Raw genomic sequence first — 26,165 nt, 5'->3', positions numbered from 1 at the left:
GTCAGGAGGAAAACAAGATGAAAACTCAGTGTGTACTTCTAATTATTGACGTACAGGTAGCGATGTTTGATGAATCAGATCCCGTATATCAGGGGGAACTATTGCTTCAAAAGATCCAGATGTTAATGGCCAAGGCCCGTGAAGCAGGGCATTCCATCATATATATCCAGCACGGCGAAGGGGCAGGCAGTCCACTGGAACGAGGAACTCCGGGGTGGGTCATTCATCCGTCCATTGCACCTATAGCTGGTGACCTCGTAATCGAAAAGGAGACACCGGATTCGTTTCACGAAACCAATCTGCATCTGAAATTGCAAGAAAATGGCGTGACGGAGTTGATTCTCGCGGGTATGCAGACCGAGGTATGTGTAGACACGACTTGCCGCAGAGCGTACAGTCTGGGATACACGGTCAATCTGGTTCGAGATGCTCACAGTACATGGAATTCAAACACGCTTAAAGCGGATCAGATAATAGAACATCACAATACGGTACTGAGATTGTTTGCCAACGTGGTGGATACGGATAATGTGTTGTAATGCTAGGAAAACGTAGGCGATTCTGGTTTTTCATAGGTGTGGCAATCATGTTTCTGTATTTTCTAATCACGAGTAACCCTGATCCAAATAAGCCGATTTCGAGAAATCAAGTTATAAGCACAGAGATGAGCATAGTTGTGTACACCAGGACAGGCGACGGTGGAGCACACGTTAGGATTGACAATGTTACGTTAAGTAAAGAAGACATTAGCCGTATAGTCGGCTGGCTGAATGCAGCCCCGGAATCAGCCAAAATACCAGTAGATGATGTCACAGGAAGCATTAGTGCAGGAATTGCTTTGAGATTAAAGCATAACGCTGAAATTAAAATTCAATACAATCGGAAACAGATTATTGTATCCAGAAAAAGCAGATTTAATAGAGATTCGAAATATATACTTGATCAAAAGGACTTAAGAGACTTTATGGATCAAAAGCTGAAGGGAACGTTTTTTGGAGAAGATCCCGTTAGGGATGAATGAGGAGGAGATGTATTGACAATTAACAAAAGAATAATGAATCTATCAGCCTGGCTTGCTGTATTAGCCATCATATGTATTCCTGGAACTTTACATACTGAAGATGGACCGCTCCGAACAGAGTATGGTTTCCCGATCCGATTCTTTACGGATTATCATTATGCCAACTCGGACGGAACAATCTGGTTTATATCTGGCATCCATTTAAATGTACTTCTATATTTGTTCAATGTCCTGTTTATTTATGCAGGGATTCATGTAATCTTGTATATAAAAAAGAGATTAACTAGAACGTAAAGATGGAGTGATGACGATGAAACAACTTCCAGTAGAATGGAAGTCAGATAGACTCATTATTTCGGACGTGGAAGAGTCCGATATTCCTGAACTTCAATCCATTTATGATACCAGTCGGTACTTGCATCAATGGGATGGACAAGAGCATGATCGGAACTATGTGAAAGAATGTTTTGAAGAAGGCCACCTTCCGCCGGGAGGCAGGCTGGAGAATTATCGAATTCAATCCATTCGCACGGCTGAGGATGACCGCTATATTGGTTTGTTAAGTGTATACCATGGGTATCCCTCCGAGGATTCGATCTATCTCGAATTTCTATATATCCAGAGCGAGATCCAGAAGCAGGGATATGGACAAGAATTAATTCAGGCGTTGACTCGTCACTTTTCCGAACTTGGTTACAAGGACATTCGAATCAACGTAGCGCTCAAAAATTGGCCTGCATTACGCTTCTGGATCAAATCCGGATTCAATCAGATTAGCCGAATATATGGTGATCTTGAACATTCGGAGGATACCTTTGCCAATACAGAATTGATCAAAGCTCTCTGAAAAATATAGCCGATAAAGGGGAATAGACCAATGGAAACATTCTTTCGTTATAACTGGATGGTGCGTGAGCAATGGTATGTGTGGTGTGAAGATGTACCGCTTGAAGAATTGCTTCGGCCTCGCATGGGCGGAGTAGGCAACATATTACAAACTTTATTTCATATCATTGATGTAGAGTGGAGCTGGCTTCAGTTGCTTCAGGGCAAACCGGATGATGCCGAAAATTTTGCAAACTACCAGAATCTTGAGGCGGTAAGGCAATTGGATCGTAAGTTACGTCCTGATGTGGAGGCATTTGTTACAGCATGGGATTCGAGTATGGAAAAAAGAGCTTATATCGATCATCGCTCAGCTGGCAAGGCCAGTACAGATTCATGGGGAGAAGTTATGCGACATGTGATCGCCCATGAGATTCACCATATGGGACAGCTGTCGGTATGGGCCAGAGAATTGGACAAGCAGCCAGTATCCGCCAATGTCATTGGCAAAGGCCTGATTATACCTGACTAACAGGGAGAGAGCGGCATGACATGAATGAACGGAGGAGAAGTGATGATTCATTGCAGGAGAGCTACGATTCAGGATGGCGAAGTGATGAGCCAATTATCCCATCAACTGGGTTATGTCAGTACAACTGAAGAAATCAAGGAGAGATTAACTCGTCTCTCTTCCTTACCAGACCATTACGTATGTGTGGCTGAGATTGATTCGTGGGTCGTAGGCTGGGGCCATGTACAGGGAAGACATTCCATTGAGAGTCCATCTTTTGCCGAGATTGGTGGACTAGTTGTAGATGGGATTCATCAAGGGATGGGGATCGGTAAGACAATCATGAGCGAATGCGAGGAATGGGCTCGGGTTAACGGCTTTGATAACATTCGGGTACGTTGTAACGGAAAAAGGGAATCTGCACATCGGTTTTATATAGCTATCGGATATGAAGAGAAGAAATGGCAGAAGGTATTTGATAAACGACTATAAATCTAATCTTGTGTATCATGGAAGGAGGAGAACGATGACGATTCAACTTAGCCAGATGAATTGGATAGAACTGGATGAACGTATCCAGCAAGTGATTAAACAGGAGTATCAGATCATTCCCTTGCCACCCGGACTGGAAGCGAGTGTGATGAGAATCGAAATGGAAGATCAGCGGTACGTATTAAAAGTCTGGGACAAGGAGTCTAAACCGGATATCGCCAAACAATATCGATTATTGTCCAAGCTTTATCAAAGTGGAATTCGTGTTTCCAAACCCTACGGTTGGGGATTAGACGAGCAAGAGAATCAAGTGCTGTTAACGAGCTATGATGGAAAGCCGGTTACCCAATTAACACAAACCAAACTGACACATTTGGCTGAGCGATTAATGGAGGTCCATCGTTATCCGGTGAATGAAGTGGGTACTGGAGAAGGTGAAGAATACATATTCAGGTACGATTTTGTTCAATACTTTTTTCCTCAAATTGAATTACATGACGATATAAATGATCTTCTAGCAAACTTGATCCAGCAGGTCCAGATCAGACAGGACTGTTTGATTCATGGCGATTATAATCTGGGAAACATTCTTGAGATGGACGACCATTACACCATCATCGATTGGACGAATGGGCAGTATGGTGATCCAAGGTACGATATGGCATGGTCTGTGTTTCTGATCACCATCTATAATGGGGAAAGTTACGGCGAGATGTATCACGCTCAATTTGCACGTTCTGCAAGTTATACGTACACGCTTGAAGAGGGGCAGCTTTTTGGAGCAATAGCTTGCCTACGCTGGATTCTGTTAAGGCGCGTTGGGGATGTACCCATGGGGCCAGATGTAATGGAAAGGGTTCACAGCATGGCTGTCCATAACCCATATTTGAATGAACACCTGCTGTAATCGTAATACGGGGATACACAATAACGACAGTATACGATTAAGTAATAGAAAGACCACATTTATGCAAATAAAATAAACAGCCAGTCCTAAACTAGCGATCTTCGCATACCTATGATAGTAGAGGAGCGTGATCGATATGGAGCAAAAAGTGCAAACCTACTTTGACCTAAAGCAGCAGCAAAAAGATATTGAGCAGCAGTTGTCTGTACTACGAGATGAGATTGTCGCGTATTGTGCGGAACAAGGGGTGTATGAGACGCAGGTTGGTGGTTACACCGTGAAAACAGTGCTTCAGAACCGGAAGGAATACGATGATCAGAAGCTGTATGCTTCTCTTCCAGACCCGGACATCTGGCGATTGTTGTCCAAGGTAGACAGCCATAAGCTGAAAAGCCTCATCAAGCTGAACATTCTGTCCGAGGGGCAAATTAACCCGGCATGCACCGTGAAACAGGTGACCTTGTTACAGGTAGACAAGCTGTAACGCTTCATATTCTCTTTGTATATGAGTTGAATTTAACTGAACATCACAATCACAAAACACCTTCCGAGAAATGTTCTGTTACGATGAGAAGTGGAACAAACGTGGAGGTGTTTTTGTTGTGCGAACAGGGCCCAGGATCATAAATAGTTAAATATGAGGGGGAAGAAGTATAATTTGTTCATTGTAAGCGCATTCAACAAACGATATGATGGATAAAAAATGGCAGGGAGGAATTGTAAATGCCAACCGAAATTCCATCACTACATGCTACGTACGCTAATACGTTCAAAATAGGTGCTGCTGTACATACCAGAATGTTGCAGTCCGAAGGGGATTTCATCGCCAAACACTTCAATAGTATCACGGCTGAAAATCAGATGAAATTCGAAGAAATTCACCCGGAAGAGGATCGTTATACATTTGAGGCGGCGGATAAAATTGTTGATTTTGCTGTTGCCCAAGGGATTGCGGTTCGCGGACATACCTTGGTCTGGCATAATCAAACATCGAAATGGGTCTTTGAGGATACCTCAGGTGCTGCTGCTTCCAGAGAGCTGCTATTATCTCGCTTGAAGCAACATATTGATACAGTAGTAGGTCGGTATAAGGGGCAAATATATGCGTGGGATGTCGTCAATGAAGCTGTTGAAGATAAGACCGACCTATTCATGCGGGATACGAAGTGGTTAGAGCTGGTGGGGGAAGATTATCTGCTGCAAGCGTTCAGTATGGCTCATGAAGCTGATCCCAATGCCCTTCTTTTCTATAATGACTACAATGAGACGGATCCGGTCAAACGGGAGAAGATCTACAATCTGGTTCGTTCTTTGCTGGACAAAGGAGCGCCTGTACACGGGATTGGGTTGCAGGGGCATTGGAATATTCATGGTCCTTCGATTGAGGAGATCCGAATGGCTATTGAGCGTTATGCTTCGCTGGATGTGCAGTTGCATGTTACGGAGCTGGATATGTCCGTGTTTCGTTATGAGGATCGTCGAACAGACCTTACCGCGCCAACTTCGGAGATGGCTGAGCTACAGGAGCGTCGATATGAAGAAATCTTCAATTTGTTCCGTGAGTATAAATCATCCCTTACCTCTGTGACGTTCTGGGGAGTAGCGGACAATTATACCTGGCTCGACCATTTCCCGGTTCGTGGGCGCAAAAATTGGCCCTTTGTTTTTGATCAGCAGTTGCAGCCAAAGGAATCATTTTGGCGTATCATTAACCCTATGTCCTGAACATCAGGGAAGTGGAGAGAATCGGTCACGATGTGGCCGATTTTTTGCTGTACTCAATATAGATTATACAGTGCGGCTATCTCGTGCGTGATTGAACACTACGCTTGTATGTGTGTAAGTATATGGATTTTATATGGAAAAATATGATAGGGTAAAAGAAAGAAATGGTGAACCAAATTCTATTCTGAAATGAGATGAGAAGATGGATTACATCCGAAACTATTTAATTACTTTTGCCGGGAACTTTACATTTAGTTATTATATTTTTGGTGAGGAAACCCTAAACAAGCCCCTGATGTTTGCATCCATGATGTCAATACTGATGATGGGAATGGACTATGTGAAAAGTAAAACGAAATATTCCCTAGACTAGTGGGTCCATGAATCATCTGATCCTGAAACCGTGAGTTGATCAAAATCATATATGAAGTGGTGAACATTGAGACAGCTTCCATTTACATCATGACCATTGTTCATTACACTTGATGAGTAAGACCTCATTAACTCAATTCAGATCATCAGGAGGATATCATTATGCATCAATCCGCACATATTCAGGAAGCAAGAGATTACATATTAAACCGAATCCATACCAAACCTGCCGTAGGCATGATTCTGGGTTCTGGGCTGGGAGCGCTTGCGGACGAGATCGAGAATGCGACCGTTATTCCCTACACAGAAATTCCGTATTTTGCGCAATCCGAGGCCATCGGCCATGCTAACGAACTGGTCATTGGTGAACTGATGGGCAAAACGGTAGTAGCGATGAAAGGCCGCCTTCATTACTATGAAGGTTTTACATTGGACGAAGTAACTTTCCCGGTTCGCATCATGAAGGCGCTGGGTGTTGAGCAATTGCTTATCACCAATGCCTGTGGAGCCATCAATACAAGCTTTGAGCCGGGTCAACTGATGCTCATTACAGATCATATTAACCTGGTAGGCAATAACCCGTTGATGGGACCAAATAATGCTGAACTGGGTGTGCGTTTCCCAGACGTATCACAGGTATACAATCGTGAACTGCGCAGTATTGCCCTTAAGGTTGCAGAAGAGCAGAATGTTGGCCTGCAGCAAGGTGTCTATGCATGGTGGAGTGGCCCGGCATATGAGACACCAGCGGAGATTCGCATGATTCGTACGATGGGTGCGGATGCAGTGGGCATGTCCACGGTACCTGAAGCCATCGTCGCCATTCATGGCGGGATGAAGGTGTTGGGTATTTCCTGTCTGACTAACATGGCCTGTGGCATTCTGGATCAGCCGTTAAGTCATGATGAAGTCATTGAAGTGGCTGCCCAAGTGAAAACAACCTTTATCGGTGTAGTAAAAGGCATTTTGAAAGAGATCTAATTCCAAGATTGTTTTTATACTAGGCCGCGATGGATAGGATAGAGTTTCCATACAGGCGAGTCGAAACCTGAAATAACCGTATGCTTCACGAGCTGTTACTCGTGAGACATACGGTTTTTTTATTTTACAGAACTATGAACCATCTGAGAATTAGCAGGCATGATTGCTGGTGTGGACTCCCTGATGATGGGGTTGGTCACAATATGCGAGACCTGATACGGCTGTGTCGGGTTTTTAATTCGGGATAACAGCATCTCTGCAGCCTTAATGCCCATTTCATTGCTATAAATATGAACCGTCGTTAGCGGAGGTTCAATAATTCGCGATTGGGGTGCGTTATCGAATCCGCATATTGCAACATCCTGTGGAACAGCGACATTTCGGGCTTTCAAAGCCCGGATCAGATCGACCGCAATAAAATCATTGGCACATACGTAAGCGGAAGGTAAGGATGCCATCTCTGCCACTCGCTGGTTCAACCATCCTGGCTTGGAGAAACACAGGCGATCATTATCTACGATGCAATGGGACAGATCGACCTGCAAGCCCGCTTCCAGCATAGCACGGTGATATCCAGTCCATCGTTCATTAAAGCTCTTGCAGTGATTGTAATCTCCGGCAAATCCGATACTTGTGTAGCCGCTCTCAATTAACTTTTTGGTTAACTGGTAGAGGCTATGTTCATTCTCCATAAGTAACAAATCTGCTTGGAATTCGGGATAACATATGTTGGAAGCGCAATCGATAAAGATCGTGGGGATGCCGAGATCAGTAATCAGCTGAGTGTATTCCAGATCAAATAATTCAATGCAAATGATGCCGTCTACTTTGGCGATATCAAAATTGTTGGGTAGTGTAAGTGCATCTTGATCGTCTTCCCGCACGATATGAATCGAGAGATTGTATCCCTCCGCACTGATTCTTTTCTCCAAACCACTAATCAACAATGATCCAAAGTGAGAGGTATTAGGCAGATTTTCAGTTAACAGGGCGATATTGCTCGGAGCCTTGGTTAGAACATGCTCATTTTCCATATAGGCGAATTGTTTATATTTAAGTTCAATTGCTTTTTTAATTACACGGTTTCTAGTCTCATCCGGAATGTTTCCGCTATCGTTTAATGCTTTGGAAGCCGTATTCCTGGAGATCCCCAAAGCATCAGCGATGTCTTGTATCGTGACTTTTTCCTTTGCCATCTAGTACCTCACCTCTAATAATCAATAGTCATCCAAATTCTTCTCTACGTCAAATGTATAATAGAACGGGACAAATAGCAATCTTGATTTTACAAATGCACAATTTTGTTTACATTCTGAAATGAGTAGTGTGTTTTTTTGTTTTATCCATAAGGTTCTTTTTCATTAGTAATAATGATAGACCAATTAAGGTGATAACGTGGGAATTTCTGGGTCGATTTATAAAATCAATACTGTCTATATGCAAATTAAGTAATGTTTAGTCACATTAATGCACAGAAATATATATCAAATGCACAAATTATTTTTACAAAACATATTGACTAAATCCTTAGATACCTGATAAATTGTAAATTATTAAATAGGCAATTGTAAATATTGAAAGCCCTTACTGAAAACAATTGTCAACTTCTAGAATGGAACGGGGGTATCGTGTTGGATAACATAGCCGACAGCAAAAAGGGCGGAGGAAGGGTACTGAAAGTGAGGACGACAAGCGGTCATAGGTTGCAGCAGCTCAAAAAAAATTACTTTTTATATATGTTGCTTGCGCCAGCCTTAATTTTGACTCTTATTTTCAAGTACATTCCGATGTACGGAGCCATCATTGCGTTTAAGGATTTCAGTCCGATCAAAGGCATCATGGGCAGTGATTGGGTAGGACTGAAGCATTTTGAGAAATTTATAGCTTCACCCAATTTCGATATCATTTTAATGAATACGCTTAAACTCAGCTTTTTGGGATTGATATTCAGTTTCCCGGTGCCCATTTTACTGGCACTCATGCTGAATCAGGTGCGCAAAGCTGGCATCAAGAAAAATATTCAATTGTTTCTGTACGCACCCAATTTCATCTCGGTTGTCGTTGTTGTGGGTATGCTGTTCATCTTCCTCTCGCCGACAGGGCCGATTAATCAATTAGCCACATGGATTACAGGTCAACCGATTATGTTCATGTCTGAACCGGAATATTTCCGCTGGATCTACATTTTGTCCGATATCTGGACCGGAGCCGGCTGGGCTTCCATCATATACGTCGCGGCTTTGGCCAATGTTGATCCAGAGCTTCACAATGCGGCTAATCTGGATGGAGCCAATCTCCTTCAGCGTATTCGCCACATTGACCTTCCAACGATTCGTCCGATTATGGCCATCGTTTTTATCCTTGCAGCAGGCGGGATTATGTCCATTGGATTTGAGAAGGCCTATCTGATGCAGACGTCCATGAACCTGCCTTCCTCCGAGATTATTGCCACGTATGTCTACAAGGTGGGGCTACAGTCTGGAGATTACGCTTATTCAGCGGCAGTTGGATTGTTCAACTCGGTTATCAATGTGATTTTGCTGGTGACGGTGAATCTGATTGTGAAGAAATTGAATGAAGGCGAAGGCCTCTATTAGGAAAGGAGTATTATCCATGGTTGTTAAACACACGGGAATGGATCGATTGATCCTCACACTTAATGCCATCTTTCTCACCTGTGCTGTACTGGTTGTGGTTGTTCCCCTGATTTATATTGTTATCGCCTCATTCATGGACCCCACTGTGCTACTGAATCGTGGACTGTCCTTTAATGTATCGGACTGGAGTCTGGACGGATATCAGATGATTTTGTCCAATCCAGCCATGATCCGAGGTTTTGCAAATGCGGTATTGTACTCGGTTTCCTTTGCACTGATCACCGTGACCGTTTCCATATTTGCAGGCTATGCATTGTCAGATGAAAGGCTAGCGGGACGCGGATTTTTCATGATTATCTTTATCATTACGATGTTCTTCGGCGGGGGATTAATCCCTACGTATCTACTCATACGTAATCTCGGCATGCTGGATACGGTGTGGGCGATCATCATTCCTGGAGCCGTCAACGTCTGGAACATTATTCTCTCCAGAACCTTTTTCAAAGGAGTCCCTCGGGAACTGAAAGAAGCTGCGAATGTGGATGGCGCCTCCGAGATGAAGATTTTCTTCCAGATCGTCATTCCGTTGTCGAAACCGATCATTTTTGTACTCGCACTCTATGCGTTCGTTGGGCAATGGAATTCCTATTTCGATGCAATGATCTATCTCGATAATCCGAACCTGCATCCGTTACAGCTCGTTCTGCGTTCCATTCTGATTCAGAATCAGGCTGCTCCGGGCATGATCAGTGATCAGCTTGCAATGGCAGAATTGAAACGCCTCTCCGAGATGATTAAATACTCAGCGATTGTCATTTCGAGTCTGCCGCTCATCATCATGTACCCGTTCTTCCAGAAGTATTTCGAAAAAGGTGTCATGGTCGGTTCCCTCAAATAGTGAACAGCCTGCAATACAACAAGTTCGATCCAATCCAATTCATGGAGGTCATGATTATGAAAAAAGTGAACAAGTCCAGAAAAGCCGTTACAACGGCGTCCATTTCCATGCTGTCTGCGGTGCTCCTTCTAACCGCTTGTGGAGGGGGTGGAGGCGGCGCGGCAAGTGAGGCGCAATCACCTGATGGCAAGGTGACATTGAATTTTATAACACAGAGCTCTCCGCTGGCTCCCGCTGATCCAAACGACAAGCTGATTAACAAGCGACTTGAAGAGAAAACCAATGTGCATATCAACTGGAAGAACTATACGAGTGATGTGTTTGCAGAAAAAAGAAATCTGGCGGTCGCCAGCGGTGATTTGCCGGATGCCATTTTTGATGCAGGTTACGGGGATTATGATCTCCTGAAACTGGCGAAGGACGGGGCGATCATTCCACTTGAGGACATGATTGAACAATACATGCCTAATCTGAAAAAGGTGCTGGAGGAAGCTCCCGAATACAAGAGCATGATCACGGCTCCAGACGGACATATTTATTCATTCCCATGGATTGAAGAACTCGGAAGTGGCAAGCAACGCATTCAGGCGGTGGATAACTTGCCCTGGATTAATGTGGAATGGCTGAACAAGCTCGGACTGAAGATGCCAACGACAACCGAAGAGCTGAAAGAAGTACTGATTGCCTTCAAAACCCAAGATCCAAACGGCAACGGTAAGGCAGACGAAATTCCGTTATCCTTCATTAACAAACCGGGCGGAGAAGATCTGACATTTCTCTTTGCGGCATTTGGACTCGGAGAGAACTGGGATCATACCGTGGTAACCAATGATGGGAAAGTGGTCTTCACGGCAGCTGATGAAGGCTACAAGGAAGCGGTTAAATACATTCATGAGCTGGTTAAGGAAGGTCTGGTCGATGTCGAATCGTATCAGCAGGATTGGAACACGTATCTTGCGAAAGGCAAGGACAACAAGTACGGCATGTACTTCACATGGGATAAGGCCAACATTACAGGCATGAATGATACGTATGATGTTCTGCCTCCGGTTGCCGGGCCTAACGGAGAGGTCAATGTCACACGAACAAACGGGATCGGGCTTGATCGTGGTCGCATGGTCATTACCAGTAGCAATAAAAACCTGGAATCCACAGCGAAGTGGGTAGACCAATTGTACGATCCGCTCCAATCCGTACAGAACAACTGGGGTACCTATGGAGATGAGAGTCAGCAAAATATTTTTGAATTCGATGAAGCCAAAGGGATGCTGAAGCATCTTCCACTGGAAGGCTCTGCACCTGTGGAACTTAGACAAAAAACGAGTATCGCAGGACCATTGGCCATTCTCGACAGTTATTATGACAAATACACAACAAAACCGGAAGATGCGGCTTGGCGGATGGAACTTCTCGACAAGGTTATGGTTCCGCATATGAAAGCGGAGAACGTATATCCAAGTGTGTTCTTCTCCATTGATGAACTGGATCGATTGTCCACGATTGAGACCGATCTCTTCGCCTACGTGCTGCGTCTGCGTACAGAATGGTATCAAAACGGGAAAGTAGATCAGGAATGGGATGCTTACTTGAAAGAGCTGGATCGCCTTGGGTTGCAAGAATGGCTACAGATTAAACAAGCGGGATATGACCGTAATAACCAATAAAGAAAAGTATGGAGGAGAAACCATAATGTCGACAATTCTTAAACAAGATTACAGAAATGAATACCATTTCTCACCAAAAGAGAAGTGGATGAATGACCCGAACGGCATGGTGTTTTTCAAAGGAGAATATCACTTGTTCTATCAGTATCATCCGTTTGGTACTACATGGGGGCCGATGCATTGGGGTCACGCGGTAACCCGAGATCTCGTCACTTGGGAGGAATTTCCTGTAGCTCTGGCACCGGATGAACATGGCATGATCTTCTCCGGCAGTGCGGTGGTGGACTGGAACAATACTTCCGGATTCTTCGAAGATGAGCCGGGGTTGGTAGCTATTTTTACACATCATCTGGAAGTACCAAATGAGCATCCTGTTCAGCGTCAGAGTCTGGCGTATAGCAAAGACAACGGCAGAACCTGGACTAAATACGAGGGTAATCCGGTATTAACGCATGAGTCCTTTGTAGATTTCCGTGATCCCAAAGTGTTCTGGCATGAGCAGACCAAGGAATGGATTATGATTATCGCTTGTGGTCAAACGGTATGTCTGTACCGATCTCCCAATCTGAAGGATTGGACGCTAGGAAGTGAATTTGGCGAAGGGATCGGTTCACACGATGGCGTGTGGGAATGCCCGGACCTGTTCCCGCTTGCAGTGGATGGAGATTCAGAGCAGGTGAAATGGGTGATGCTCGTTAGCATCGGTGCAGATCCTGCTTTTAAAGAAGGATCCAGAACACAATATTTTACCGGAGATTTTGATGGAAGTACATTTGTCCCAGATGAGGCATCCCATACGATTCGCTGGATTGATCATGGCCGGGATAACTACGCGGGCGTTAGTTGGTCCGACATTCCGGCTGAAGATGGCAGACGCCTGTTCATGGGGTGGATGAGCAACTGGATGTATGCCAATCAGACGCCAACCAATGATTATCGTGGAGCAATGACCATTGCACGGGAGCTGTCACTGGAGACAAGAGCTGGAGAAGTAATACTGATTCAACGTCCTGCACGTGAACTTGAGCAAGCCCGTACGCCGGTATTGTCCCTACAGGATGCTTCGATTCAGCAAGTGAGTGAGCAGTTGAATGCTTTGCAACTAGTGAACTATGAGATCCATGCAGAGTGGACTCCAAAACAGTCGTTCCATTTTACACTAAGAAGTGGAGCTGACAATGAGACGGTCGTTGGCGTGGACGCCAACCGAGGTGAAGTGTATATCGATCGCAGTGGATCGGGGATCGGCGATTTTCATGAACATTTCCTGAGCCGCCACACAGCTGAGTTAAAGGCGGCGAGTGCGAATCAACGTTTGCGTATCTTTGTAGATCATTCATCTGTGGAGGTATTTGCAAATGATGGTCAGGTGGTTATTACGGATCTGATCTATCCGGATGGGGATTCCAAGGGCATCTCTGCTCATGCCGAAAATACTGATCTGGTCTTCTCTTCACTTCATATCTATGAGATATCACCAACCAAGGCTAAAGGTTAATTGTAATGAAGGAAAGGAGCCCAGAACGATGCGTATTGGAGCCATAGAAGCGGGCGGAACAAAGTTTGTATGTGGTGTAGGGAATGAGCATGGACAAGTTGAAGATCGGATCAGCTTTCCAACAGAACATCCGGAGACAACTCTTGCCAAGGTGATCGACTACTTCAAGGATAAAGGTGTGGAAGCCATGGGGATCGGCTCCTTTGGTCCAATTGATCTGCAACCGGATAGTCCCACCTATGGTTATATTACAACAACACCTAAGCCAGGGTGGGAGAACTGTAATGTGGTTGGAACCTTGAAGCATGAATTTCCGGTTCCTTTTGGATGGGATACGGATGTGAATGCTGCCGCGCTTGGTGAAGTGACATGGGGAGCGGCGCAAGGACTGGATAACTGTGTATATTACACGATTGGCACAGGAGTTGGTGTTGGACTTGTAACAGGAGGCCAACGAGTACACGGATTGTTACATCCCGAGGGTGGACATATTCGCACAAGACGCCATCCAGACGATCACTTTGCCGGATTATGCCCGTATCATGGCGATTGCCTGGAGGGGATGGCAGCAGGTCCAGCCATTGAAGCTCGCTGGCAGATCCCTGGCAGTGAACTGCCGCCAGATCATCCGGCGTGGGAGATCGAATCCTTTTACATTGCGGAGTCGATTACCACGGCCATCCTGCTTCATTCGCCGCAGAAGATCATCTTGGGCGGTGGTGTGATGCAGCAAGATCATTTGTTTTCTATGATCCGGGAGCAGGTAGTGCGGAATCTCAATGGTTATGTAAATGCTGCCCCAATCACGCAACATATCGACCAATATATTGTGCAGCCCGGATTGGGCCAGCATGCAGGCTTATGTGGTGCGCTAGCATTGGGTCTGGAAGCATTACAACTTGCAGCACAAGCTTCACATGTTTCGTAGTTCTCTAAAATAATCTACATCCCATAAGGGATGGCTGCGGGTTCGCTTGTTTAGTTAAGCGACTGCACCGTCCTTTGTGGGCTTTTTGTCTTAAAATTTGTGTTGCATATAAGAATTGTCAAAGTCATGCTTTTTAGTGCACTATAGTGCTATAAGGCATTCAAATTTTAACGTGTCTCGAATGGAAAGGAATCCAACGAATGAACCAGATAACGATGCGTCAAGCTGTACAGACAGACCAAGAGCAACTAGCTGATTTGCGAGCGTTGGTATTATACGATGATCTAACCAGACTGGGAAGGTACGATGATATGAAAGTACGTGAACGTTTCCGAGATACATTCGACCCTGCCCAGACACAGATTATTGAACTTGAAGGATCAATGGTGGGTTGTGTAGCGTTGAAGCCCAAGTCTGAGGCATATCTATTGGAACATTTCTACATACATCCCGATTATCAAGGTCAGAGAATAGGAACTCAGGTGCTGAACATGTTGCTGGAACAGGATGAAGTTCAGGGGAAACGGGTTATTTTAAATGTGTTGCAGGGAAGTCCTGCTCGACGATTGTATGAACGATTTGGGTTTATTCTGGACACTGAAGATGAAGTCGATGTGTTTATGTCAGTTCAATTGCCGTTTTAATCACGATCCATAATCAAATCACCTCTAAGAGAATGAAATCTTGTCGTGAGATAGGGAGATCATCTTGGAGGTGTTTTTGTATTGACAACCAGCAGAACCCGCGGAACATCTACTAAAATAACCATATTGTGATGAATTACATAACTATTAAATATTTGTGAATACATGGCAATAGTGATTGCTTGACTCAGGATGATTATGATAGTATCAAAGTCAGAGAATATATGGAATTTTTACAAAATGTAGGACTATTTTTTTCGAATTCCTATATCTTTGTTCCTGAATATCTCTTGTCTAATCTTCGCACTAACCCAATCATCCATTCAAAAAGAAAGACGAACGTTCAAAACAGATTCTGATCGCAGAACTGGTGCTACAAAACAAAAAAAACGGATTTTCAAAGATTACATGTCTCACATGAGGAGGAATCTTTTTTGCAAGAGTATCCTGTGGCTTACGATCAGTTTGATATTCACTTCTATCAGGTCGTGGAAATGTTTTCTGAACAAAAGCTGGATGTAAGTGCATTAGATGAGGATTTAAGGGTTCTTGGATTAAACTCCATTTCGTTTATCAAACTGATCATTGCCTTGGAGAACGAATTCAATATTGAGATGGACGATGAGTATCTAGAATTGGAGAACTTCACAACATTGCAACATCTGAAAGACAGTTTGCGTAAGTGCATCAATTATGAGGTGCCGAATGAGTCATAAAGAGAAAATGACGACACAAGCTTATATCAGACAATCACAGCATTGATTTCCGTTTATTGGACTTACAACCTTAAAATCAGGAGTGATATGTGATGAAAGTTGAACTGAATGCGGAGCAATTGATGTGGCAGGAGCAATTCAAGGATTTTGTAGACAGCGAGATTATTCCATATGCGAGCGTTAACGATAGCGAAGAACGAATTCATCCGGAACTCCTTGAGAAAATTACAGAGGCTGGTTATCTGGGCTCCATGTTGCCAAAAGAATATGGCGGGATGGAATTGGATAATATCACTATTGGGATTCTAAACGAAGAAGTTGGACGTGGGTGCTCCTCTGTGAGAAGTTTGTTAACCGTTCAGGGAATGGTGGGTTTAGCCATCTTGCGTTGGGGAACGGAGCAACAAAGACAGTACTGGTTGCCTAAATTAGCTGCGGGAACAACCTTGGGGTCATTCGGGTTAACAGAGCCAAGTGTTGGAAGCGATGCCAAAAGCATTGAAACGACGGCCGTGCTGGATGGAGAGGAATACATACTTAACGGTCATAAAAAATGGATTACCATGGGACAGCTTGCAAATGTATTTTTGATCCTTGCCCAATGTGAGAACAAACCGACCGCTTTTATCGTGGAGAGAGATTCCATTGGATTCAGTGTTGAACCTATGGGCGGGTTGCTTGGCGCAAGAGCATCGATGATTGCTGAACTTCATATGAATTCTTGCCGTATACCGAAGGAAAATCTCTTGGGCCAAGTCGGTACGGGTTTATCACATGTTGCTTTACCTTGTCTGGACTATGGAAGGTACACGATCGCTTGTGGCTGTGTCGGTTTAGCCAAGGCGTGCCTGGATGCATCCGTGCATTATGCCAACTCCAGAATCCAATTCGGAAGAGCCATCCGTGAGAATCAGATGATACAAAAAATGATTACCGAAATGTCAGTGAATATGAAAGCGGCACGGATGCTGTGTTATAGAGCGGGGTATTTACGGGATGTAGGTGATCCAGAGAGTATTATGGAGACCTGGACTGCCAAATACTTTGCCTCAACCATGGTTAATAAAGTTGCCAGTGATGCGGTGCAAATCCATGGTGCCAATGGTTGCCACCGAGACTATCCTGTGGAGAGATATTATCGGGATGCCAGAATCAATGAGATTATCGAAGGCACGACTCAAATGCATGAGATCTTAATCGCAACGCAAGAGGTTGTAACACACCGCCGTGAAATGAGACGTTCAAACAAAGCAGAAAAAATTAAAGATAGCGCGAATCGAAACGTTTAGATTTTACATTGCAGGACCTAAGGAAGGGCCCTTTTTTTGCATTGAGCGGGATCATTCATTATGCTATGAAAAAAGGGCTTGATCATTAGGTTCTTTGATGTTGTACCATTATATTGATTTGGGAAAGATACGGAGTTGATTAGGATTGAAACGGATTGGGCAGGGACAGACAGCAGAAATATTCAGACATGGTGAAACTTCAATTCTGAAACTATTCAGAGAAGATTTCTCTGCGGAAGCGATTCAGCACGAGTTTGATAACACTCGAATCGTTTTGGAACTTGGAGTTAAATGTCCACAAACAATCGATATGGTGACGATCAATAATCGTACAGGAATCATATTTGAGTTGGCCAGTGGAAGGACACTCCTGGAAGAGATGACTATCAAACCATGGTCCATCGAGCGCAGAGCAAGGCAAATGGCAGCACTTCATCATCAAATACACCAGCAATCTGGAGAAAAGATTCAACAAAAGCATAAGGCTGTATTAGAGAAGAATATATCAAACGCGAGCGATCTGTCAGACGTTGAGAAGCAACAAATTATTGACTATGTAAATGGTTTGCCAGAAGGCAGATCTCTATGTCATGGAGATTTCCATCCCAATAATGTGATCACAGGCAAAGAATCCTGGATCATAGACTGGATGACAGGAGCATCGGGCTGTCCAGCAGCAGATGTGGCAAGAACGCTGGTGTTATTGAAATATGGAAATCTGCCGAAGGGTACTCCAGTGGTGATGAAAGTTCTGCTGAAGGTAATCAAAAGCAGGATGAGAAAAGCTTATATCGAATATTACTTGTCTCTCTCAGGCATGGACATTCGCGAGATACATCGCTGGGTTCTTCCCATTGCTGCAGCCCGACTAACGGAGTGGATACCGCCTGAAGAGAAAAAGGATTTATTGGATTACATTCGTAATCAGCTTAAAAAATTCAACACAACTTAGACCAAGATTTTTTGAACATATAACACTGTGCTTGTCAAAACCGTCCGAAAAACAATCAGGAGGTTAACAATAATGGATTTCCAACTACGTTCTGTTGTTTCTTATGATATGGTCGTCCGTGAAAAAAAGCATTTATTTGACTTGTCTCTTAGAAGACAGATTGCCATATTTGAGGTTATGGATGCATTGGAAATCAGTGTGTTTAGCAAAACGGTTCAGGTTATGGCAGGGGCTGTGTTACTGGCGAATAAAATAAGACTGCAAAACTACGACAAGCCTGTTCTGAAAATGAGAGGCATTATTTTCGGATCGGATCTGCTTGAAAGATTGCCGAGCTGTCATATATTGAATGAAAACGATAGTGAACATTATGATCTTGCTGTAAGCCTATTGAACAGAACGGTAGAGAGTAAAGAAGATATTGAAACAGCTGAAAAAGATTTTCTTGAAGTATACTCCAGTTACTATCAAACGAATCTGGCTAATTTGATGCGTCCGGAAACGGACCGGGAGGACTCGGTAAAACGGAACTTGGTCATGATATGCAAGTATATCCAACATAATTATGAGAAGCCGATTACGCTGCAATTCCTGGCTGATATGGTTGGCTATAATCCAGTGTATCTGTGTAATCTATTTTCCAAGGTATTTAATGTATCACCGCTGAAGTACCTGCAGCAGATTCGGGTGGATAAGGCTCAGGAATACGTAACCAAGACGGATCTTCCAATCTCTGAAATTACGACGAAACTAGGGTATAGTTCCAGTACACAATTCAGTGCAATGTACAAGAAAAAGGTGGGCAAAAGTCCGACCGAACATCGTAATCAATTCAAAAACAACAAGGGGGATTTTCCCTTATCTATTCAATCTACATAATGTATTCAATAACACAGAAAATATTGTATTTTTTTACGTAAAATGATAAATTACGATGAAAATAAGAATACAAGGAATGATAGGGCTAATGAAGAAAATTCAACTTTTTTGTTTGCCACATGCAGGTGGATCAGCCATGGTTTTTCACCGCTGGAAATCATCTTTAAGCCCTTTTATTGACGTAATACCGATCGAATTAAAAGGAAGAGGCGCTCGAGTGGGGGAACCCTTCTATGAAAGCTTTGAAGAAGCGATTGAAGATATTTACCCTGCGGTTTCCTCGCTAATTCATGGGCCCTATGCTATTTTCGGACATAGCATGGGGAGCTGGATGGCGCTCGAACTATATTATCGACTTGCACAGTCGATGAAACCATTGCCTGAACATATGATGCTTTCAGGCAATCGTGCACCACATATTTTCAAGGATGAGAATATTCACGCATTGCCAGACGAAGAGTTCAGAGAGGCGATTCAGAACATGGGTGGAACGGCGGATGAGGTCTTTACCAATAAAGAGCTCTTTTCCTTATTTTCACCTGTACTTAGAGCAGATTTCAGGATTGTCGAACTCTATCGTTTTCAGCCTAAGCCTTTCAAGGTTCAGAGTGATATTACCGTGTTAACTGGCAGAAGCGATACCCGAGTGAAATCCAGCGATCTGATCGGATGGAAAAAGTATGCTGCTTCACAATGCGAGATTGTTAAATTGGATGGAGGACACTTCTATATTCAGGAAAATATTCAGGAAACAACGAGAATTATAAATGAAAAACTGCAACCTTATGTAATCTAGTTGACAAGGAGGGTGTTCCAGTTATGACCATTGATAACTTGGCTCAGTTATTTAACTCCCTTGGTTCAGTCACAGACAGAGGTATTACTTTTCTGAATGGCAGCAAAGAAGAAAAGATTGTATCGTACCAATCCCTTCTGCAATCAGCCAAAATCCGATTAGGAGAACTTCAAGCATTCGGTATGCAGCCAGGTAACGAATTGATCTTCCAACTGAACTCGGAAGAAGAGTTTATTGTCACCTTTTGGGCTTGCACGCTTGGAAAAATCATACCTGTTCCGATAACCGTAGGCGGAAATCAAGAGCAACGAATGAAGCTTTACAATGTGTGGAAAACGTTGAACCATCCGTTTGTTGCTGCTGATCAGGATCTTACGGAAAGCTTGGACAAGTTCGCCCGGAAGAACGGATTGGAAGAGGTTGCGCGTGAAATGCATACCCGAATCTTTGTAATACAGGACTTCTCAAACTTGCGACAAGAACTCCCGGCAGAGGGAATTGAAGCTACCATCGACCCGGATGATATAGCCTTTATCCAATTCTCCTCAGGTTCTACGGGACATACCAAGGGTGTTGTAATTACACACCGAAATGTCATGACAAATATAGAAGCTATGAATATAGCAACCCAAATTTCCTCTAAAGACCGTTCTTTAAGTTGGTTACCCCTGACCCATGACATGGGTCTGATTGCGTTTCACCTTACAAGTACCTTCCAAGGTCTGCAACAGTTTATTATGCCGACTTCCTTGTTTATCCGTCACCCTACATTGTGGTTAACCAAAACTTCAGAATACCGTGCCACCCAACTGTATGCTCCAAATTTTGCTTATAAATATTTTCTGGATTCATATAATCCACTAACCTTTTCATCAACCGATTTGTCTACAGTACGTTTTATTATGAACGGTGCTGAGCCGATATCTCCGGCACTTTGTTTCAAATTTTTGGAGGAGATGAGTCCCTATGGATTAGGCTCCAATACAATGCTGACAGCGTATGGCTTGGCCGAAGCAACCGTTGGTGTTTCCTTCGGCAACGTTGGTGATTTGACTTGTTATGTACTGGACAGACGATATTTGGAGACCGGGAAACAATTCATAGAAGCGGAACCGGGCTCGGAACATGCTGTTACTTTTGTGGAAGTAGGCAAGCCGGTTCAAGACTGTGATGTACGAATATGTGATGATTACGATATGCCGGTCGAGGACTTGGTACTGGGCAGCATTCAAATTAAAGGATTAAGCGTAACGAACGGCTATTATAACAATCTAGCAGCTACAGAAAAAGCAAAGACAGCCGATGGGTGGATTCGTACCGGAGATATTGGATTCATGAATGATGGCGCACTAGTCATTACGGGCAGAACCAAGGACATTATCTTCATCAATGGCCAAAACATATATCCACATGATATCGAACGTGTAACGGAGGAACTGGAGCAATTTGATCTGGGGAAAGTCGCTGTGTGCGGTGTGTCCAATCCACTTACTGGATCGGAAAGCGTTGTAATGTTCGTACTTTATAAAAAGGACGTGCCATCTTTTATTCCAAGGGTTGTAGAAGCCAAAGCACATATTCAACAGCGGATGGGGATTGAAATCAAGTCCGTGCTACCCATTAAGCAAATTCCTAAAACGACGAGTGGAAAATTTCAACGTTACAGGCTTCGGGAACGGTACGAAACAGGAGAATTTAGTGAAATGGAACAATCCATTCAGAGCATGTTAAGCCATATGCAGGAGATCAAAGAAGTACAACCAGCCAGTGATCATATCGAACAAAAGCTGATTGAGATTGTTGAGTCCGTAGCGGGACTTAGGAATGTCGGAGTAACGGACAACCTGGCTGAAGCTGGATTCGATTCGCTAAAAGTAACGCAGATTCATCAGGCAATTGATGAGGTGTTTCCGGAAAAAATGGCGATTTCCAGCCTGTATTCACATACCACTATTGTCTCATGGGCGAATCTGATCAGACAAGACAGAGTGGAACTGGAGCCTGTACGGATGGATCGGAGCTTTTTCCATACGGATCGCGGTTACGAAGCCTTGTCGTATCAATTCACTCTCCCAGCTTCATTGGTACAGGATATGCGACGGATTGCACAATCTGAAGCGATCAGTATTCATGTGTTGGCATCTGCCATGTATGCTTACTTGCTTCACACTTTGTCAGAACAACCTTCTATTGATATTCACATTTCCTTTGGTACAACAAGAATGATCACACCTGTACAATTGAAATTCCATCAATACAACACAATGAAAGAGCTTTTTCAAAATGTTCATCAACAGATCATAACAAAAACTTCGAATCGAGCGTTTCCCGTGGAGCAAATGAGTCAGATCAGGACAAGCAGCACGGAGTGGGCAATCATTCCTTTATATGGTGAACAGCAACTGTTCAAGGCAGCGGACGATGTACTGAACTATTACGATCTGATTATTCTGGTGTCGGATGAAGGTGATATTCTGCAGTGCAATTGTCGTTTTAATGGACGTAAATTAAAACAGAGCCGTGTGAAGCGTCTGATCGCCAATTATGTGAGAGGGTTTCAACTGCTGGTACAACCGGAATTGAAATGAAATTTCATAGGGGGACAGCCATGCTTGATCAATTGTTCGACAAAGAGCAATGGAAAGAAGAAGATGACCAATACACTGCAATTGAACTGGATATAACAACGGATAATAGACATGATATTGCTGTTATAGGTATTGGGGCGAAGTTGCCGACCGGAGAGTCGCTGGATGAATTTTGGAAAATGCTTGATTATGGAATTGATTGTATACGTGAATTGCCCAAGCGTCGAAAGGTCCAGTTGGATCAATACTTGCTCCACAAGCAAGATTCATTGGAGCACGTACGTTATCTGAACGGGGCTTATCTGGACGAAATCGATGAATTTGATTATTCCTTCTTTCATATGAGTGCACAGGAAGCCAAATTGATGAGTCCGGTACAGCGATTGTTTTTGCAAACCGTATGGCGTGCGGTTGAGGATGCGGGCTACGGTGGTGACCGTCTGGCCGGAAGTTCAACAGGGGTGTATGTGGGTGTAATCGGAGATCAAGAAGGTTACAAGTACAAACAGATGGTTGAGGAATTAAGTCCGGATATGCTACCAATCGCCACCGTTGGCAACCTTTCGTCCATCATTCCTGCAAGAATTGCGTATTTACTCAATCTGACGGGGCCGGCTATGGTCGTAGACACAGCATGTTCCTCTTCTTTGGTTGCTCTGGACATGGCAGTACGTGCGTTGCGTGAAGGAAGCTGTGATATGGCCATCGCTGGAGGGATCAGGCTAAATATGATTCCACTGGATAAAGAGTATTACAAAATCGGTATTGAATCCAGTGATGGCACTACAAGAACCTTCGATGAAGATGCGGATGGATCAGGAATGGGTGAGGGTGTTGTAAGTGTTGTGCTTAAACCTGTGGAACAGGCATTGAGAGATCATGATCATGTGTATGCAGTCATAAAAGGCACGGCTGTGAATCAAAATGGATATTCGGCAGGGATAACAACTCCTAATGCGGTAGCGCATGAAAAAGTTTTAACTCATGCCTGGCGTGATGCCGGAATTCATCCAGAGAGTCTTTCCTATCTGGAAGCTCATGGAACAGGTACGCTCATAGGGGACCCGATTGAACTGGAAGGAATCCAAGCGGCTTTTCGCAGATTTACGGACAAAAAACAATTTTGTGCTATAGGATCAGTCAAGTCCAATGTGGGCCATTTGTATGACAGTGCAGGGTTAACGGGCCTGCTGAAGGCGATCCTGGCACTTAGATCCAAACGTATCCCCTCTACACTTCATTTTAATAAGCCAAACCCAAAATTTGAATTTGATAAATCACCAGTCTATGTCAATGTCATTTCAAGAGAGTGGGAAGGAGCGGCTACTCCTCGAAGATGTGGAGTTAGTTCATTTGGGTTAAGCGGTACCAATTGTCATGTCGTACTGGAAGAAGCTCCGAACATTTCAGTGGAATTGGGACGCGATGACTATTATCCCTTTTTGATCTCAAGTGTATCATCCGGAAATCTCTCCAGTCAGGTGCAATCATATGTGAAGTGGATCAATGAGAACCCGAAGGCCGATGTGAGGGATGTATGCTGCACAGCAGCTACTGGAAGACAGCATCATGCACAACGAGCAGTGTGGGTGGTCAATTCGTTGGATCAATTGCTGCAGCATTTAAACGACTTTCTTGCAGAACCCAAGACCGGTAAATATAAACAAGATACATTCAGGAACAGTAATCAGATATTCACTACGGAAGAACTTATCTCGAAGTGGCATATCGAAGGATGCGATAGAGCAACTGTGCTAGAGGGTTTGTGTACACATTATCAAGGCGGGGCTCAGATCAATTGGTCAAGAATCTATCCGGATGTGACCTATAACAAGTTGAGCTTGCCCGCATATTCATTTGAGGAGGGTAAGTGCTGGATCGATACGAATCCCGATAATTCGGTACAGACTAAGGAAGAAGCGATGTATTATTCATTGTCATGGAAGCCTTGGAGCGAGATCGGCAAGACTAACTCATCCAGCATCCATAATGTTGAACGTATTTTATTAATAAGAGATGATACACAGCCACATGCAAGCCAGTTAGTAAGCCATATTCGTGAAACTGGCGTAGCAGTTATTGAAGTTACGTTGGGAACAGCATACCTTCGACAGGATGCTCAGACATATGTAATTCGAAATAACGAGAGGGATTACATCAGACTGTTGCAGGAAGTGTCCTTCGGAGGGCCCTATCGGATCGTGCATATAACATCACTTTACCATGCAGAAACAAAGGAGGACAGGATCGACAAAGGTCTTATGTCTGTATGGAGACTTACCAAGGCGTGCTCACATGTCATAGCAGAGCCCGTTGAGATTATTTTGATGACAAGCTTTGCCAATGAAGTGACGGGTGACGAGAAGATTCTGTATCCGGAGAATTCGGCGATGTTGGCTTTCGGACAGACGGTACAGCGTGAGATTCAGAATCTTGAATGCTTCTGTATAGATGTCGACCAAGATTGGGACGCCTCTCAGTATATGCGTTACATGTTGGGGCCGTTGGAGACGAAGTCATTGGCGATTAGAAAGGGACAGGTATATCAAGCTGAATTCGGACCTGCTGAGATGTGTTCTATGCCTGACGCTGAGATGAACTGGAAAGAAGACGGCGTATACATTATTACAGGTGGACTTGGCGGTCTGGGGATGGAGATTGCTGAACGCTTGCTGTCGTTTGGACGTATGAATCTGGCTTTGATTGCAAGAACACCGCTGCCCAAACGTCACAATTGGGACATCATTCTGAAAGCGAAAAATACCTCGCCCGTACTGAAAAGCAAGCTGCTTCGGTTGCTTGATCTGGAGAAACGGGCCGGACAGATGATGTATATTGGAGCTGATGTTGCCAATGCGGATAAGTTAAGTCAAGCCATCGAACAATTAAGAAGTCGGTTTGGTTGTATACGTGGCATCATTCACGCAGCAGGAGTCGGGAGTACGCAACATGCTCACCAGATGACCGAAGAAGATTTTACTGCAATGCTAGCCCCAAAAGTGAAGGGCACTCAATTGATGGATCAGCTGACAACAGAGGATCACCCGGATTTTCTAGTCATGTTCTCGTCCGTCGCTACGTTATTTGGTTCTTCTGGACAGGCTGCGTATGCAGCTGCGAATGCATATCAGGATGCCTATGCCCCGCTGCGGAACCGCAAGGGAATGCGCACGATAACGATTAACTGGACCACCTGGAAAGAGGTAGGCATGGCGTCCAGAGCCGGGTTTGATTTTGACACTTTATTCAAAGCGATGCCCAAAGAGTGGGCATTGGATCGCTTGTTCGACGTTATGGGGAAACAGACCGAACGTTTGCTGGTGGGGGAGCTGAACTGGAACTCACCCTACTTGAACATTCTGAATAAATATCACTTTCATCTTGATGCGAACATCGAACAAAGGCTGGAAACATTGGCGGGTACGGCCAGTAGAACCAAACAAAGACTGGCTCAGAATGAATTCGCTTCGACTGCTCAGAATGAAACAGCAGATTATGAACTTGATATGGAATCTTCCATGGAGATGGACCGGACTATTGCCAATATAGTGGGACAATATTTAGGGATTAAAGAGATGAATGTGCATGACAGCTTTTTCGAACTCGGTGCAGACTCCATTATGATTAAGCAGATTTTCTTGAAATTGGACAAAACCTACCCTGGAAAACTCATACTCACTGATCTGTTTGAATATCCAAGTATCTCCAGACTGACTACTTATATGAGCACCACAGATAAGCAGAAGCCTCACCAGTCTCCTCAAAAGGAAACTTTCGAAGAGGAACGGGACACAGATCTTGAGAATCTGTTCGATGAGATCGAACGTGGAGCAATGGATCTGGATGAAGCAATCATCAACCTTCAAAAGATGTAGGGGGACG

General features: G+C 44.0%; 23 protein-coding genes. 22 read left to right on the top strand and 1 reads right to left on the bottom strand.

Translation table 11 applies throughout. The features are described 5' to 3' along the window. Positions 1-17: 17 nt before the first annotated feature. From AC1S8V_RS22505 to AC1S8V_RS22465, 9 genes are all read left to right on the top strand, one after another. Complete coding sequence (locus AC1S8V_RS22505) at positions 18-539, top strand: cysteine hydrolase family protein (protein WP_482070843.1); 522 nt, start codon at positions 18-20, stop codon at positions 537-539. Positions 540-586: 47 nt separating this feature from the next. Continuing rightward, a complete protein-coding gene (locus AC1S8V_RS22500) occupies positions 587-1,021 on the top strand; it encodes a hypothetical protein (RefSeq protein ID WP_482070842.1) in 435 nt (144 codons plus the stop codon). A gap of 310 nt (positions 1,022-1,331) precedes the next feature. After that, a complete protein-coding gene (locus AC1S8V_RS22495) occupies positions 1,332-1,868 on the top strand; it encodes a GNAT family N-acetyltransferase (protein WP_482070841.1) in 537 nt (178 codons plus the stop codon). Positions 1,869-1,898: 30 nt separating this feature from the next. Next, positions 1,899-2,378, top strand: a complete 480-nt coding sequence (locus tag AC1S8V_RS22490) for a DinB family protein (protein ID WP_482070840.1) — start codon at positions 1,899-1,901, stop codon at positions 2,376-2,378. Positions 2,379-2,402: 24 nt separating this feature from the next. Next, positions 2,403-2,849 carry a GNAT family N-acetyltransferase gene (locus AC1S8V_RS22485; RefSeq protein ID WP_482070839.1) on the top strand — a complete coding sequence of 149 codons (447 nt, stop codon included), beginning with the start codon at positions 2,403-2,405 and terminating at the stop codon, positions 2,847-2,849. Between the two features lie 34 nt (positions 2,850-2,883). Then, entirely contained in the window at positions 2,884-3,756 is an 873-nt protein-coding gene (locus AC1S8V_RS22480; protein WP_482070838.1) for an aminoglycoside phosphotransferase family protein, read from the top strand. A 136-nt stretch (positions 3,757-3,892) separates the two neighbouring features. Further along, positions 3,893-4,240, top strand: a complete 348-nt coding sequence (locus tag AC1S8V_RS22475; RefSeq protein WP_482070837.1) for a hypothetical protein — start codon at positions 3,893-3,895, stop codon at positions 4,238-4,240. Between the two features lie 239 nt (positions 4,241-4,479). Then, positions 4,480-5,481: an endo-1,4-beta-xylanase gene (locus AC1S8V_RS22470; RefSeq protein WP_482070836.1), complete on the top strand. Its 1,002-nt coding sequence runs from the start codon at positions 4,480-4,482 to the stop codon at positions 5,479-5,481. Positions 5,482-6,015: 534 nt separating this feature from the next. Further along, a complete protein-coding gene (locus AC1S8V_RS22465; RefSeq protein WP_482070835.1) occupies positions 6,016-6,834 on the top strand; it encodes a purine-nucleoside phosphorylase in 819 nt (272 codons plus the stop codon). Positions 6,835-6,953: 119 nt separating this feature from the next. Here AC1S8V_RS22465 and AC1S8V_RS22460 read toward each other — a convergent pair whose 3' ends face one another. Continuing rightward, a complete protein-coding gene (locus AC1S8V_RS22460; protein ID WP_482070834.1) occupies positions 6,954-8,030 on the bottom strand; it encodes a LacI family DNA-binding transcriptional regulator in 1,077 nt (358 codons plus the stop codon). A 540-nt stretch (positions 8,031-8,570) separates the two neighbouring features. Between AC1S8V_RS22460 and AC1S8V_RS22455 the strand changes: the two genes are divergently transcribed. The 13 genes from AC1S8V_RS22455 (at position 8,571) to AC1S8V_RS22395 (ending at position 26,158) form a co-directional block, all read left to right on the top strand. Continuing rightward, the gene (locus AC1S8V_RS22455) at positions 8,571-9,431 is read left to right on the top strand and encodes an ABC transporter permease (RefSeq protein WP_223200008.1); all 861 of its coding nucleotides are present in this window, start codon (positions 8,571-8,573) and stop codon (positions 9,429-9,431) included. A gap of 16 nt (positions 9,432-9,447) precedes the next feature. Then, entirely contained in the window at positions 9,448-10,329 is an 882-nt protein-coding gene (locus AC1S8V_RS22450; protein ID WP_215076232.1) for a carbohydrate ABC transporter permease, read from the top strand. Positions 10,330-10,385: 56 nt separating this feature from the next. Continuing rightward, positions 10,386-11,993 (top strand): ABC transporter substrate-binding protein, encoded by a 1,608-nt coding sequence (locus tag AC1S8V_RS22445; protein WP_482070833.1) that lies wholly within the window; start codon positions 10,386-10,388, stop codon positions 11,991-11,993. 25 nt (positions 11,994-12,018) lie between these two features. After that, positions 12,019-13,491, top strand: a complete 1,473-nt coding sequence (locus AC1S8V_RS22440) for a glycoside hydrolase family 32 protein (protein ID WP_482070832.1) — start codon at positions 12,019-12,021, stop codon at positions 13,489-13,491. Positions 13,492-13,519: 28 nt separating this feature from the next. Beyond that, a complete protein-coding gene (locus tag AC1S8V_RS22435; RefSeq protein ID WP_482070831.1) occupies positions 13,520-14,419 on the top strand; it encodes an ROK family protein in 900 nt (299 codons plus the stop codon). Positions 14,420-14,619: 200 nt separating this feature from the next. After that, positions 14,620-15,063, top strand: a complete 444-nt coding sequence (locus AC1S8V_RS22430) for a GNAT family N-acetyltransferase (protein ID WP_482070830.1) — start codon at positions 14,620-14,622, stop codon at positions 15,061-15,063. A gap of 434 nt (positions 15,064-15,497) precedes the next feature. Then, positions 15,498-15,779, top strand: coding sequence for an acyl carrier protein (locus tag AC1S8V_RS22425; protein ID WP_482070829.1), 282 nt, complete (start codon positions 15,498-15,500; stop codon positions 15,777-15,779). Positions 15,780-15,871: 92 nt separating this feature from the next. After that, the gene (locus AC1S8V_RS22420; protein WP_482070828.1) at positions 15,872-17,068 is read left to right on the top strand and encodes an acyl-CoA dehydrogenase family protein; all 1,197 of its coding nucleotides are present in this window, start codon (positions 15,872-15,874) and stop codon (positions 17,066-17,068) included. Positions 17,069-17,213: 145 nt separating this feature from the next. Further along, entirely contained in the window at positions 17,214-18,020 is an 807-nt protein-coding gene (locus AC1S8V_RS22415) for a phosphotransferase family protein (protein ID WP_482070827.1), read from the top strand. A 72-nt stretch (positions 18,021-18,092) separates the two neighbouring features. Beyond that, complete coding sequence (locus AC1S8V_RS22410) at positions 18,093-18,899, top strand: helix-turn-helix domain-containing protein (protein WP_482070826.1); 807 nt, start codon at positions 18,093-18,095, stop codon at positions 18,897-18,899. Between the two features lie 88 nt (positions 18,900-18,987). Next, positions 18,988-19,695 carry a thioesterase II family protein gene (locus tag AC1S8V_RS22405; protein WP_482070825.1) on the top strand — a complete coding sequence of 236 codons (708 nt, stop codon included), beginning with the start codon at positions 18,988-18,990 and terminating at the stop codon, positions 19,693-19,695. Between the two features lie 23 nt (positions 19,696-19,718). Beyond that, positions 19,719-22,283 carry a non-ribosomal peptide synthetase gene (locus tag AC1S8V_RS22400; RefSeq protein ID WP_482070824.1) on the top strand — a complete coding sequence of 855 codons (2,565 nt, stop codon included), beginning with the start codon at positions 19,719-19,721 and terminating at the stop codon, positions 22,281-22,283. Positions 22,284-22,303: 20 nt separating this feature from the next. Next, complete coding sequence (locus tag AC1S8V_RS22395) at positions 22,304-26,158, top strand: SDR family NAD(P)-dependent oxidoreductase (protein ID WP_482070823.1); 3,855 nt, start codon at positions 22,304-22,306, stop codon at positions 26,156-26,158. The last annotated feature ends 7 nt before the right edge of the window (positions 26,159-26,165 follow it).

The organism is Paenibacillus sp. B46(2026) (assembly GCF_056786355.1).
The sequence above is the reverse complement of the archived record's forward strand: the minus strand, read 5'-3'. Positions and strand labels throughout refer to the sequence as shown.